Origin of the sequence: Flavobacterium sp. DG2-3 (genome assembly GCF_030730925.1) — a bacterium.
GTDB lineage: Bacteria > Bacteroidota > Bacteroidia > Flavobacteriales > Flavobacteriaceae > Flavobacterium.
Genome location: NZ_JAVAMB010000008.1, coordinates 85,224 through 98,224, shown reverse-complemented (window position 1 = coordinate 98,224; position 13,001 = coordinate 85,224). Strand labels below are relative to the sequence as shown.

The 13,001-nt window shown below is 35.0% G+C and carries 11 protein-coding genes; 4 read left to right on the top strand and 7 right to left on the bottom strand.

Annotation, left to right across the window (positions count from 1 at the left end):
• Positions 1–4: 4 nt before the first annotated feature.
• The 4 genes from Q9Q97_RS12840 to Q9Q97_RS12825 all read left to right on the top strand — a co-directional run bounded on the left by Q9Q97_RS12840 (position 5) and on the right by Q9Q97_RS12825 (position 2,538).
• Positions 5–910, top strand: coding sequence for a hypothetical protein (locus Q9Q97_RS12840; protein WP_306157599.1), 906 nt, complete (start codon positions 5–7; stop codon positions 908–910).
• A 100-nt stretch (positions 911–1,010) separates the two neighbouring features.
• On the top strand, positions 1,011–1,688 hold the full coding sequence (locus Q9Q97_RS12835; RefSeq protein WP_306157597.1) for a YiiX family permuted papain-like enzyme: 678 nt from the start codon (positions 1,011–1,013) through the stop codon (positions 1,686–1,688).
• Between the two features lie 89 nt (positions 1,689–1,777).
• On the top strand, positions 1,778–2,230 hold the full coding sequence (locus tag Q9Q97_RS12830) for a hypothetical protein (protein ID WP_306157595.1): 453 nt from the start codon (positions 1,778–1,780) through the stop codon (positions 2,228–2,230).
• Between the two features lie 5 nt (positions 2,231–2,235).
• Positions 2,236–2,538 carry a hypothetical protein gene (locus tag Q9Q97_RS12825; RefSeq protein WP_306157593.1) on the top strand — a complete coding sequence of 101 codons (303 nt, stop codon included), beginning with the start codon at positions 2,236–2,238 and terminating at the stop codon, positions 2,536–2,538.
• A 139-nt stretch (positions 2,539–2,677) separates the two neighbouring features.
• On the opposite strand, the gene Q9Q97_RS12820 is transcribed toward Q9Q97_RS12825, so the two are convergent.
• From Q9Q97_RS12820 to Q9Q97_RS12790, 7 genes are all read right to left on the bottom strand, one after another.
• The gene (locus Q9Q97_RS12820) at positions 2,678–4,069 is read right to left on the bottom strand and encodes a M20/M25/M40 family metallo-hydrolase (RefSeq protein WP_306157591.1); all 1,392 of its coding nucleotides are present in this window, start codon (positions 4,067–4,069) and stop codon (positions 2,678–2,680) included.
• Positions 4,070–4,235: 166 nt separating this feature from the next.
• Positions 4,236–6,155 (bottom strand): discoidin domain-containing protein, encoded by a 1,920-nt coding sequence (locus Q9Q97_RS12815; RefSeq protein ID WP_306157589.1) that lies wholly within the window; start codon positions 6,153–6,155, stop codon positions 4,236–4,238.
• A 33-nt stretch (positions 6,156–6,188) separates the two neighbouring features.
• Complete coding sequence (locus Q9Q97_RS12810) at positions 6,189–6,962, bottom strand: glycerophosphodiester phosphodiesterase family protein (RefSeq protein ID WP_306157587.1); 774 nt, start codon at positions 6,960–6,962, stop codon at positions 6,189–6,191.
• Between the two features lie 91 nt (positions 6,963–7,053).
• Positions 7,054–9,354 carry a beta-glucosidase BglX gene (gene bglX, locus Q9Q97_RS12805; protein WP_306157585.1) on the bottom strand — a complete coding sequence of 767 codons (2,301 nt, stop codon included), beginning with the start codon at positions 9,352–9,354 and terminating at the stop codon, positions 7,054–7,056.
• A 10-nt stretch (positions 9,355–9,364) separates the two neighbouring features.
• Positions 9,365–10,078 (bottom strand): prolyl oligopeptidase family serine peptidase, encoded by a 714-nt coding sequence (locus tag Q9Q97_RS12800; RefSeq protein ID WP_306157584.1) that lies wholly within the window; start codon positions 10,076–10,078, stop codon positions 9,365–9,367.
• A 6-nt stretch (positions 10,079–10,084) separates the two neighbouring features.
• Positions 10,085–11,461, bottom strand: coding sequence for a glucoamylase family protein (locus Q9Q97_RS12795; protein ID WP_306157582.1), 1,377 nt, complete (start codon positions 11,459–11,461; stop codon positions 10,085–10,087).
• Between the two features lie 76 nt (positions 11,462–11,537).
• Positions 11,538–13,001: a RagB/SusD family nutrient uptake outer membrane protein gene (locus Q9Q97_RS12790; RefSeq protein ID WP_306157581.1), complete on the bottom strand. Its 1,464-nt coding sequence runs from the start codon at positions 12,999–13,001 to the stop codon at positions 11,538–11,540.

The window sequence follows — 13,001 nt, the reverse complement described above, 5'->3', positions numbered from 1 at the left end:
TTCTTTGAAAACAAAAATTTTATTTTTCTTACTGGCTTGTGTTTCTCTAAACACATTTGCTCAGGAAGAAATACCAGTACAAAAATACGCTGCTCACAATAAAGGAAAATTCTTTGTAATGTGGGGAGGAAATAGAGAAAGCTACTCAAAATCTGATGTAAACTTTAGAGGTAAAGATTACAACTTTACAGTTGAGAATATGCAAGCTCATGACAAACCAAAAGGTTGGCACGTGGACTATATAAATCCTGCTAACATGACTATTCCTCAAACAAATTTGAGATTTGGTTACTTTTTCAGTGATCATTACAGTGTTTCAATTGGTGTAGACCACATGAAGTACGTAATGTCACAGAATCAAATTGCAAACGTAAACGGAAATATCAATTTGCCTGAAAATGATCCTGGGTCAATCTACAATGGGGAATACAATAACAGACCTGTAGACATGTCTCAAGGTGGTGCTAGGGAAGGCGGTTACGGTAAAGGTGACATTAATTTAGATGGTCCTGCTTTTTTAATGTATGAGCACACTGACGGTTTAAACTACGTTCATACCGAAGTGGCAAGATTTGATGACATTTCAAAATGGTTTGGACTGCCAAATATTGATAAAGTTCAAATTAATTTAACTGAAGGATTAGGAGCTGGTATTTTGTATCCAAAAACAAACACTACGCTTTTAGGTAAAGAACGTCATGATGATTTTCACGTTTCTGGTTACGGTGTTTCTGCAAAAGCAGGTTTAAACATTACCTTTTTTAAACACTTCTATCTTCAAGGAGAGTTAAAAGGTGGTTACATTAACATGCAGGATATTAAAACTACAACAAGTCCTGAGGATAAAGCTTCTCAACACTTTACTTATTTCCAACGTATTATTGCTGTTGGGGGTATTTTTAGAATCTAATATTTCGTAAAATATATTTATAAAAATAGCTGTCATTTTATTTGGCAGCTATTTTTTTTATTATTTACTTTGTAACTCAAAGTACTTTAAATTATACTTTATGAAAAGCAAAAAATATCTATTTCCCATCATCACTTTTATCTTGAGTTTTGGCTGTGCGCTATTTGTTGCGATAAAAGTTTTTCCTAATAATCCATTTACTGGTAGATCTAAAACAGAAAAAACGGTAGCAAGTAAGTTTAAAGATGGCGATCTTATTTTTCAGACTTCAGAATCTAAACAATGTGAAGCGGTTCGTATTGCAACTAATTCGAAGTTTTCTCATTGTGGAATTATTTATGATATTAACGGAAAATGGTTTGTTTTTGAAGCCGTTCAGCCTGTCAAACTAACACCTCTTGAAGATTGGATTAAACATGGAAGAGATAGCAAATATGTGGTGAAACGATTGAAAGATGAAAGCGTTTTAAAACCTGAAGTTTTGCAGAAAATGAAAGACTACAGTCAGCAGTTTGATGGTAAAGAATATGATGCTTATTTTGAATGGACGGATAACAGAATTTACTGCTCTGAATTGATCTGGAAAATCTATAAAAATGCGGCAGGAATTGAGTTATCTAAGCTTCGTGAGCTGAAAGATTTCAATTTAACAGATCCGAGAGTTCAGAAAATATTGAAAGAGCGTTATGGTAACAATATACCATTAGAAGAAAAAGTGGTTGCTCCTTCTGATATTGCCGATTCTGATATTTTGAAAACCGTAGTAGATACTTATTAATATATTTTAAAAGCTAGATTGCTTTATCATTTCTAGCTTTTTTATTTATTATTTAACTTTGAAATTCAAAGAACTTTTAAAACTAACATATGAGAGACTATTTAATTGAAAAACTGTATGAATGCTCTAAAAAACCCTATCAGAAATATTTCAAGAAAAATGAACCTTGGAATATTGACAAAGATAGTTTAATGGATTATCCAGAGGGAACTTTAGGATTTGGGCTGGGAAATTTTCTATACAAAAATCATTTTGATCTTCAGGAAAAACTGGAGGATCACGACATTATCCATGTTTTGACTAACACAGGCGTAACCGTTTATGAAGAAATCGGAATGCAGTATTATTTACTTGGAAATGGAAAGACAAGCTTGTATTTGTTTATGGTCATTTTAACTGGCACTGTTTTCTATCCGAAACGAATGAGCTACTTTATTCAGCAATTTAAAAGAGGAAAACAAGCGCATTCTTTTCATTATATGGATTTTTCAAAAATGCTTTGGATGCCTATTCTAACTATTCAGCAAACTTTTAAAATTTAAAAATCATGAAAACAATTCATAATCCTTTTGAAGAAAAACAGTCTATTGAATTAGCTGTTGGAACCTTTATCATCAGCACACTTTTATTTATGCTCTACATTCTTTCACATGGAAATGCCATGGTTTTGGTTATTGCTTGGCCATTTGCTTTGGCAGGCATTGTTGTCAACACAATCATGTTTTTTCATTTAATGGAAAAGTTTATTCATTTACCTCAACACCGAAAAGATATTGGAATGAAAATTCTAATCTTACTTTCTAATATTCCAATTCTATTTTTTTATTATTTGATTGTGATGAAATCATAATTGGCACATTCACCCACCTCAGACGGATTAATCCCGATAGCTATCGGGACGTCGCTACAAAAATGAATCATTCCTACGGAATTCAAACAAAAAAGCCACAAGTAAAACTTATGGCTTTTCGTTGTTTATCGTTAGAATTTTAATTCGCTTTTTTGATTTCGATTCCGTTTTGGTCTAATAAATACATTAATGTAGTCATTGTTGCTGCACCAAGCTCTAACTCTCTTTTATTAATAGCATCAAAAGTATCGTTTGCTGCGTGGTGATAATCGAAATAACGCTGAGAATCTGGTTTTAAACCAGCTTTAACAATAGCTTGAGACGTCAAATGGCTAATATCTGAACCTGCGTGACCGATTGTAAAACTGTGCACTAAATAAGGCTCAAAAAGGTCTTTGTAACCTTGTATTTTTTTCAAATTAGCATCGTCAGCTTCAATTGAAAATCCTCTTGGAGAAAATCCGCCTGAATCGCTTTCTAGTGCAAAAATGTGATTCTCTTTCTTTTGTTTTGAAACTTCTTCATATTTAGCACCGCCTCTTCCGCCATTCTCTTCGTTCATAAACAAAACAACACGAATGGTATTTTTAGGTTTGTAGTTTAAGTTTTTCAAAATACGGATTACTTCCATACTTTGCACTACTCCTGCTCCATCATCGTGAGAACCGTCTGCTAAATCCCAAGAATCTAAATGTCCGCCAACAACCATAATGTTTTCTGGAGTTACACTTCCTGTCAATTCGCCAATTACGTTATAAGACAAAGCATCTGGCAAAGTCTCACAAGATTGTTTGAAATAAAATTTTAAAGCTGGATTTACTTTTAAAGATTTGCTCAACAATTCTGCGCCATTTGTACTGATTGCTGCTGTTGGAATATATTGTTCTTTTGGCAAGTCACCGTAACTTTGCGCACCTGTATGTGGAAAATCGTCTAAACGTAAATTCATAGAACGAACAATTGTTCCTACAGCTCCTAATTTTGCCGCTTCTTTTGCTCCTGCATATCTTTGGTCAACGCAAGCTCCGTAAGAAGTAAAAGTTTCAATATTTTCAGGATTCATTGGTCTGTTGTAGAAAACAATTTTTCCTTTTACTTTATCTGCTCCTAATTCAGCTAATTCTTTAATTCCTTGAACTTCTATAATTTCTGCTGTAAGTCCTGTTTTTGGTGTTGCAACAGAACCTCCCAATGCGCAAATAGGCACATTGGTTTTCACTTTTCCGTCAAGAATATAAGCTGTCTCTTTTTCTCCTCTAATCCAATGAGGAACCATAACTTCTTGCAGGTAAACTTTGTCAAGTCCTAAACCTTCCAATTGTCTTTTAGTATAATCCACTGCTTGTTCTGCTCCTTTAGATCCAGATAAACGAGCACCGATGTCATTAGACAAATATTCTAGCCAAGTGTAACATTTTGCTTCGGTTAAAGCTTTTTTGTAAAATAATTTGATGTTTTTTTCATCATTTGACTGTGCAAAAGATGTCAATCCGTTTAAAACTAAAGCAGTTAAAAGAATCGTTTTTTTCATAGTTTTGATAGTAATTTTGGAGTTTATAGTGCTTTGGGCACGTTCACAAAGGAACAAAATTCCTGACAGTTAGAGCGCTTTTTCTTCAACCTTTTCTCAAAAAAAAGCTCTAATTGCAAATTCTTCAATTTGCAATTAGAGCTTTTATATATTCAATAAATAAAGATTATTTTACTTCTATAATCTTATTTTTTGTTCCGATTCCGTTTTCATTAAAAGGTTCTATTGTAAAATAATACTTTGTGCCTTTATCTAAACCTCTAAAGTCATAAGTATTATCGCCATAAACCATAATGCTGTTGTACAATTTGTCTGGAGCAATTCCGTAATAAATATTATAACCAATTGCATCCGCTTGTTTTTTCCACGAAATCATAGCATTTCTAGAATCAGTTTTATTTCTGTCTACTTTAAAAGAAGCAACTGCTTTTGGTTTTGCTGCCAATCCGTTTCCGAAAACTCTGAAATCTGAAATCGCAAATAATCCAGACGCATTATGAATGTTTTCCATTTTAATGTAACGTGCTTTAAATGGTTTTGAAAGCTCTACATAATCGTGAGGCGCATCTTTATCGTTTTTAGATTTATCTACAACCAACGTCCAGTTTTGGGCATCATCAGACATAAATATTTTGTACTGATAATAAATATCCATTGCTTTATTAAACTGTGTAGCTTTATGATCTGCGTAATTGATCTGAAGAGCATTGATTTCCATTGATCTTCCTAAATCCATTTGAAGCCATTCTCCTGGATTAGCAGTTTTGGCAGACCAATAGGTTTGAATGTTTTCGTCTGTAAGATTTTCGGAGCCATAACAGAATTTCTCATACACTTTTTTACCGCCATGATCCATTCTATGCGTTTCTACTTCCATACATTCTTCAGAAGAAGAAACTGTTACAGGCTTTTTGTACGAAAGCAGCATCCATCCAGATGAAGCGCCTTTGGTCTGATCGCGCTCGCTAGTTGGCAATACGATAGGAAAATCACCGTAAGCAGTAATTGAATACATGACATCATCTTTGTCAAATCCTGCAGGAAACATATCAATGCGACGCTCAAAACGGTCTTTTATAGAGATTTTACACGTTCCTGTGTTCCAATAATTGCCATAATTATCTGCAAAAGTATTTCCGTGTCCAGCTCCAATTACAAATCCGCCTGGTTTATACGACATCGGATTGTGTTTTTGGTACGTAAAGGGTCCTAGCGGATTATCTCCAACGTGAACACCGTTTGCATAACCTTTAAATTCGGTTGCTGGCGCGCCATATTGCATGTAGTATTTTCCGTTGTGTTTGGTCATCCAAGCCCCTTCAATGAAGTTGCCCCACGGTGCAGGCTCCATATCATTGTTTGGTCCAAAACGTTCCCATCCGTGAGCTGAAGGATCAAGAATAGCAACTTCTTTGATCTGCCCGTAAGGACGCTGAATATCTTCTACTTCAGTCGCTTTGTACAATGTTGCGTAATCGGCTTGATTTCCTTTTGGAAGCCAAGTTTTATAATCAACCTCAACTCCTACTAATGGCAATTTTCCGCTTGAACCGTAGTACATATATACTTTTTTATCGTCGTCTTGAAAAATTGCTGGATCCCAAGTTGGCAGCATTGCTTTATCTACATGACGTGTCCATCTTCCTGATTTTGGATCTGCTGTTTTCCAAATCGGATGATCTCTTTTCCAAGTCGAACCCACATAAAATAAAGTATCGTTTACAACCCAAGCCGCTGGAGCGCACTGATCGTCGTCGCCTGGCTGTCTTTGGAAACTTCCGTAAACGAAATTCCAATCTGACATATCTTTACTCCAAAAGAAACCTGCCTGATTGGTAGCAAATAAATAGTATTCGCCTTTGTAAGTTATAATAACCGGATCGGCACTTGAACGGCGCGATTCTGGAATTCCGTTGTGATTGTGAGTCGTAAAATTGTATCCGATATTGATCGGATTACAATAAGTTGTTGCTGGTCTGCTAGGATCAAACCATTCTGTTTTACCAGAATTTTGCGCCATAAGACTGCTTCCGAAAAGCATCGAAAACATTACAAATGGCTTAATTTGTTTAAATATATTCTTCATGGTTAGATTTCTTTAGTTAAGTTTTGAAAAAAATTACTTTTTAAGCTCTTTTCTTTCCTTCAAAAGTTCGGGTTCGTTTGTGGTAATGTAGTTGAATTTATGTTCAATAATCCAATCCATATCTTTGGCATCATTAACCGTCCAAGCGTTTAAAATAACTTTGTTGTCTTTTGCTTCTTTTATCCATTCTGGATGCTTTTGAAAGACAGAATAATGATAATCAACTCCATTAATTTTATCTGCTTTAACTTCTTTTGGAGATTTGTTTCCTTCCAAATATTGCAAGGAAGTTTTAGAATCTATGGATCTGATTTTCTTTAGAATATCATAATCAAAACTGATGTAGCAGGTATTTTTATTGGCTTTTAATTTTTTAATGGTTTCGACTGCTGCTACACCCGTTTTTTGTCCTCTTTCTTTACTGATTTCTGAAGGTTTGATTTCGCAAACCAAAAGTGTGTGTTTGTTGTTTCGCATTCCTTCTGAAATATATTCATGAAGGGTTGGAAGTTTCTCTCCGTTAGAAAGTTTAAATTTTATCAAATCTGCATAATTTGTTTCTTCAATAAGCAGTTTGTTATAATGTGCATCGTGATTAATAACAAGCGAATCGTCTGCAGTTCTCCAAACATCAAATTCTGAACCCGGCAATTTAAGATCGATTGCATGTCTTAAAGCCGCAATCGAGTTTTCTGGCAGATTATTCTTTTTCCAAGCTCCGCGATGTGCTACGATAGCATTTTTTTGTGCATTACTGTATGAAAAAACAATCAGACATACAGCGGTAAATATTTTCAACGTATTCATAATAATCGTAGTTAAAAAATTACAAAAAGGTCATCCATTTTAGAAAAAAAGCCCTCCAAATGAAGGGCTTTTCACTAATCAAATAAACCAACTATTTAGTTAACTCAAAACTAACTTTCTTATCGGCATTTGAATTTCCTCCAACGAAAATATCAAACTGCCCTGGCTCTGCTACAAATTGTAAATCAGAGTTGTAGAATTTTAAATCTTCAACAGTAATGTCAAAACTTACGGTTTGTTTTTCACCTTTTTTAAGTGCTATTTTTTGGAAACCTTTTAGCTCTCTCACTGGTCTTGTTACTGAACCAACTAAATCTCTAATGTATAATTGAACTGTTTCTTTTCCGTCAAAATTTCCAGTGTTGGCTACATCAACTGTTACTTTCAATTTTCCAGATGCATTCATTTTATCTGAAGAAATTTTCAAGTTTGAATAATCAAAAGTGGTGTAACTTAAACCGAATCCGAATGGGAATAAAGGCTCGTTTCTTTCGTCAATATAATTTGATCTGAATTTTTCGAATTTTCCTTCTTTATTTTCAAGCGGTCTTCCAGTGTTTTTATGTGCATAATAAATTGGTAATTGTCCAACACTTCTTGGGAAAGTTGAAGTTAATTTTCCTGAAGGATTTACATCTCCAAATAATACATCAGCAATAGCGTAACCTGCTTCTGTACCAGCAAACCATGCATTTAAAATAGCAGGAACTGTTTTTTCTTCGTCAGTAATTACTAGCGGACGTCCGTCGAATAAAACTAATACAACAGGTTTTCCTGTTTTCAATAAAGCATTCAATAAATCTTTTTGTGCTTGTGGAATTTCTAAATTCGTACGGCTGCTAGATTCTCCGCTCATTTCTGCAGATTCTCCTAAAGCTGCCACAATTACATCTGATTGTTCAGCAACTTTTAAAGCTTCTGCCAATAATTCCTCTTTTGTACGAGCATCACGGTGTAATGTTTTTCCAAACATTGTTGCGTTTGTTTCAAAAGTTTCATCGTAATCTAAATTACTTCCTTTAGCATATAAAACTTTCGTTCCAGCCCCTGCAACTTCTTTAATACCTCTCAATAATGAAACGGCATTTTCCATTTTTGTAGCCACAGACCAAGTTCCCGGCATGTTTTCTTTTGCATCTGCCAATGGTCCGATTAAACCAATAGTTCCAGATTTTTTAAGTGGCAATAATTGGTTTTGATTTTTCAATAAAACTAAGGATTGAGCTGCAATTGAACGTGCTTCTTTTCTGCTGTCTGTTGTGAAAATCTCCGTTTTAGCTCTTTTTTCATCACAGTATTTGTATGGATCTTGGAATAATCCTAAATCGTATTTCGCTTCTAAGATAAGTTTCACAGCATTGTCGATTGTTTCGATTTTTACTCTTCCTTCGTCTAAAGATTTTTTCAAAGTACCTAAGAAACCTTCTCCAACCATATCCATCTCAACACCAGCATTTAAAGCTAAAGCCGAAACGTCTTGAAGATCACCCATTCCGTGAGGAATCATTTCAGGAATACCTGTAAAATCTGTTACCACAAATCCTTTAAAACCCCATTGTTTTCTTAAAACATCTGTCATTAACCATTTGTTTCCTGTTGCTGGAATTCCGTCAACTTCGTTGAAAGAGGCCATTACAGAACCTACACCTGCATCAACTGCTGCTTTGTAAGGAGGAAAATAGTCATTAAACATTCTAATGTGGCTCATGTCTACTGTGTTGTAGTCACGCCCTCCTTCTGGAGCTCCGTATAAAGCGAAGTGCTTCACACACGCTAGAATTGAATTGTTTTTAGAAAGATCGCGTTGTTGGTAACCGTTTACCATTGCTTTTGCAATTTGGCTTCCTAAATATGGATCTTCTCCAGAACCTTCAGAAACTCTTCCCCATCTTGGGTCACGAGAAATGTCAACCATTGGAGAGAATGTCCAGTTGATTCCGTCTGCACTTGCTTCTTTAGCAGCGATTTGAGCACTTCTTTCGATTAAGCCCATATCCCAAGTACAAGATAATCCTAACGGAATTGGGAACGTTGTTTCGTAACCGTGAATAACATCCATACCAAAAAGCAACGGAATTTTTAAACGGCTTTTTTCAACCGCAATTTTCTGCACTTCTTTAATTTTTTGAACAGATTTAATGTTAAACAAACCACCCACTTTTCCTTCAGCAATATTTTTTGCCACATTTGAGCTGTTTGCCTGTCCTGTTGTAATATCTCCAGATGTTGGCAAATTTAACTGGCCCAATTTCTCGTCTAAAGTCATTTTTGACATCAACTCCGCCACAAATTCAGACTTTGGTTTAATTTTTACTGTGTTTTTAGCAGGCTTTTTTTGAGCATAACCCAAAACAGCGCATCCTAAAAAAAGTAAGACTAATTTGTTTTTCATTCTATTCTATTTATTTGTTTGTATTCGTTTTCTTCTGCTGCAACATCCATTCGTAGATTGCTGCATTATCATAAACTCTTGTCCAGCTGTCGTGATTCGCATCATCAAAAATGGTCAGCTTTACATCTTTTGCATTGCATTTTTTCAATTCCTTATAAATCGCGATTGCATAATTTACACTAACCACATCGTCTAAAAGTCCGTGGTAGATTCTGGTTGGAATATTGGCTATTTCACAAGTTTTTTCTAACTGAATCAAATCTACAAAGCCAGCGACAGGTACATTTGCGGCAAATAGATCTGGATGTGCAAAAGCCAAATTCCAAGAAGCCCAACCTCCTGAGCTCAAACCAGTAACATATATTCTTTCTGAATCAATTTTATTTTCTTTCTGAATTTTTACAATCAGCTGATAAATGGATTCTATATCCCAATTTTCGTCTTCTTTGCATTGTGGAGCCAAAACATAAGCGTCTAATTGGTGTGTTTTTAAATATTTTAAAGGGCCATTAATTTTTACTTTTTCCAGATCGGTTCCTTTTTCTCCATCTCCCGAAATAAAAACGATTAACGGCTTTTTCTCTTTAACATTCGCTGGACGATGCAAAACATATCCAAGCTCATATTTAGACATTATAACTGTATTTATTTTTCCCGTTGTTTCACTCTGCCCAAAAACAACGATAGAAAATAACAGAAATATAAAGGCTAATTTATTTTTCATAGAAACTTAGATTCCGTATTTCCCAGATTTAAATCCAAGTTTTGTTAAACCTTGTTTTACTTCGGGTGCATTCATAAACAGTTTCCATAACAATCCTGTTCTGTAATTCTCAATCATTACCACTTCAGGACCTTGATCGATTGCTAAATAGCGTTTTGCTACCCATTTATTTCCTAAACTAAGCGCATCATAAAAACCTGCATTTCCCCAAGTTTCTTCTTTATGATTTTCATATAAATTGCGGATAAATGTCATCGATTCTTTTGGCGTATAGACAATCGAACTTATAGCAGCTGTTGGTGAAATCACACCTTGATCGTTACTTGGCATGTGTGCATTGTACCCAATAGAACCGTCAGGATTTCTTGAATATGATGCTGTTAATCCCCAATATTCAGGGCCATAACCAGCAATTTTCTTTGGATTTTCAACACAATACTGGTAATTGATTTTAGTCTGATTAACATTTAAATCCCAATAGTTAGCATATTTATCACTCAATTGGTCTGGATCTAAACCTACATAAGAATAATGCGCCCAGAATAACGGACCTCCAAATTCTTCTGCCCCATTGTGTTTTAAAATAAGTGGGAGATTATATTTTGTTTTTGAAGAAACTATACCTCCACTTCTAGCCCATCCTTCATGATACGCTTTTGCATCGATTGTATGGGTTGGAGAAGATGCAGCCATTACATAAGTAATAAGACATTCGTTATATCCTTGCAGAGCAAAATCCATCTGCCAAGCATAATTAGGAGACCAGTGCCAGTATAAAACATTTTTGTTGTTGGTATACCATTGCCAGTCAACTCCTTTCCAAAGTTCGTCAAATTTTTGAGCAATTGCTTTTTCTTTTTCAGAACCATCTTTAAGATATTCACGAACGGTAATCATTCCCGCAACCAAAAATGAGGTTTCGACTAAATCTCCTCCATTATCCTTGGTTCCAAAAGGTTTTACCTTTCCTGTATTTCCGTCAATCCAATGTGACCATGCTCCGTGAAAACGATCTGCTTTGCCTAAAAAATCTGCAATTTTGTTAAGTCTTTCTACTCCTTGTTCTTTTGTAATATAACCTTGTGACATTCCAGAAACAAGTGCCATTAATCCAAAACCTGAGCCGCCTGTTGTTACGATATTAGAATCGTTTTCAGGATAAACCCCATCTGGATGGTAACGTTCTCTGGCTAATCCAGAATTTGGTTCTGCATAATCCCAGAAGTATTTAAAAGTTTGTTTTTGAACAGCATCTAAAAGCTGTTCATCTGTTAATGCAGCAACGCCAGAAGTATTTTCCTCCACATTTTCTTTCGCCTTATCAGCATTCTTTCCACAGCTAAAAAAAGCAAAAGCTAAAAATAAAACTGAAATTCTAATCATTATAAAAGTTTAAGGTTTTAGTAAATAATCACTCCCTCCAGAAAATCTGAAGGGAAGTGATTTTTAAGATTTTTGATTAATAACCGCCTGGGTTTTGTTCAGAAAGCCCATTTGCTTCTCTTATGAATGTAGTTGGTATAGGCCATAATTCATGTTTTCCAACAATAAATGTTTTACCATCTGCAGCCATAGCAGCTTGTGCTTGTCCTGTTCTAACGATATCAAACCATCTGTCATGCTCAAAAGCAAACTCTAATCTTCTTTCTTTATAAATTGCTTTTCTAACATCTGTTTGAGAAGTAAAAGGAGTATCTCCTAAACCTGCTCTGTGACGAATTTGGTTTACTAAAGGAATAGCCTCTGAAGTTTGTCCTAATTCATTCAAAGCTTCTGCTTTCATTAATATAACTTCAGCATATCTCAAATATCTAAGATTTGTATCTGTAAATTCTTGATTGTAAAAAGATGATGAATATGCTTTATAATTGTATCTCGGATTTGCTACTGTTTCTGGAACTTCTCTACCATCATATAAAACTGAACCTCTGAAAATAATTGTAGCATTTTTTCTAACATCTCCTTCTTCATAAGCATCTGCTAAACCTTTAGTTGGTGTGTTGAATCCCCAACCCCATCCTCCAGCTCCACGAGGTGCTTGAGATACAGTGTAGTTTCCAATTCCAAATCCAGGACTAGAAGTAGAACCTACTCCATTAATTTCGAAAATTGATTCCGGACCAAATTCGCCTTCTTTTTTAAACTGAAGAGAATAATCAGAAACTAAAGAATAACCTGTTACTTTATCACAGTTGTCTATAACTGCCTGCCATTTTTTCTGGTATAAATTCACTTTTGCTAATAAAGCATATGCTGAACCTTTAGAAACTCTTACAACATCTACTCCAGTATATGCTGATTTTAAAGGCAAAGCAGCGATAGCATCATTTAAGTCTTGTTCGATAAAAGCATAAACTTCTGCTACTGATTTACGAGTCAATTGCATTTTTCTATCTTCCTCAGAAATTGGAACCGTAGCTAAATGATCCACAATAGGAACTCCTCCGTATCCTTTTACTAAAGTAAAATACATAAAAGCTCTAAGGAACTTAGATTCACCGATTAATCTGTCTTTTAAAGCTGGTGTTACCTGATCTAATTTAGGAAACATTGCCAATGCCTGATTACATCTGTTAATTCCTGCATAATTAGCATTCCAAGTAGATTGAAATGAAGCAGTTGAAGCATTGTATGTTAAAGCATCGATAATATCTTTATCTCCACCTGCATCTCCAGGATCTGAACCTTTATCTGCATCATCTGAGATAATACTTGAAACGGCATTCCATCCAAAAGAAGACATTTCCCATCCTAAAAATTGATTGTAAATTGCGGTTACAAAACCTTTAGCACCTTCATCGCTATTTACCAAAGCTGGATCAGCAGGAATAGCTTCTGTTGGCTCTACATTCAAAAAGTCATCTGAACATCCTGATAATAATAGCCCAGAAAGTACAAACATTGATATATATAATCTTTTCAT

Bases quoted from the DNA above. Each gene is read 5' to 3' on its own strand.
- Q9Q97_RS12835 (WP_306157597.1), top strand. From the start codon at position 1,011: ATGAAAAGCAAAAAATATCTATTTCCCATCATCACTTTTATCTTGAGT.
- Q9Q97_RS12830 (WP_306157595.1), top strand. From the start codon at position 1,778: ATGAGAGACTATTTAATTGAAAAACTGTATGAATGCTCTAAAAAACCC.
- Q9Q97_RS12825 (WP_306157593.1), top strand. From the start codon at position 2,236: ATGAAAACAATTCATAATCCTTTTGAAGAAAAACAGTCTATTGAATTA.
- Q9Q97_RS12820 (WP_306157591.1), bottom strand. From the start codon at position 4,069: ATGAAAAAAACGATTCTTTTAACTGCTTTAGTTTTAAACGGATTGACA.
- Q9Q97_RS12815 (WP_306157589.1), bottom strand. From the start codon at position 6,155: ATGAAGAATATATTTAAACAAATTAAGCCATTTGTAATGTTTTCGATG.
- Q9Q97_RS12810 (WP_306157587.1), bottom strand. From the start codon at position 6,962: ATGAATACGTTGAAAATATTTACCGCTGTATGTCTGATTGTTTTTTCA.
- bglX (WP_306157585.1), bottom strand. From the start codon at position 9,354: ATGAAAAACAAATTAGTCTTACTTTTTTTAGGATGCGCTGTTTTGGGT.
- Q9Q97_RS12800 (WP_306157584.1), bottom strand. From the start codon at position 10,078: ATGAAAAATAAATTAGCCTTTATATTTCTGTTATTTTCTATCGTTGTT.
- Q9Q97_RS12795 (WP_306157582.1), bottom strand. From the start codon at position 11,461: ATGATTAGAATTTCAGTTTTATTTTTAGCTTTTGCTTTTTTTAGCTGT.
- Q9Q97_RS12790 (WP_306157581.1), bottom strand. From the start codon at position 13,001: ATGAAAAGATTATATATATCAATGTTTGTACTTTCTGGGCTATTATTA.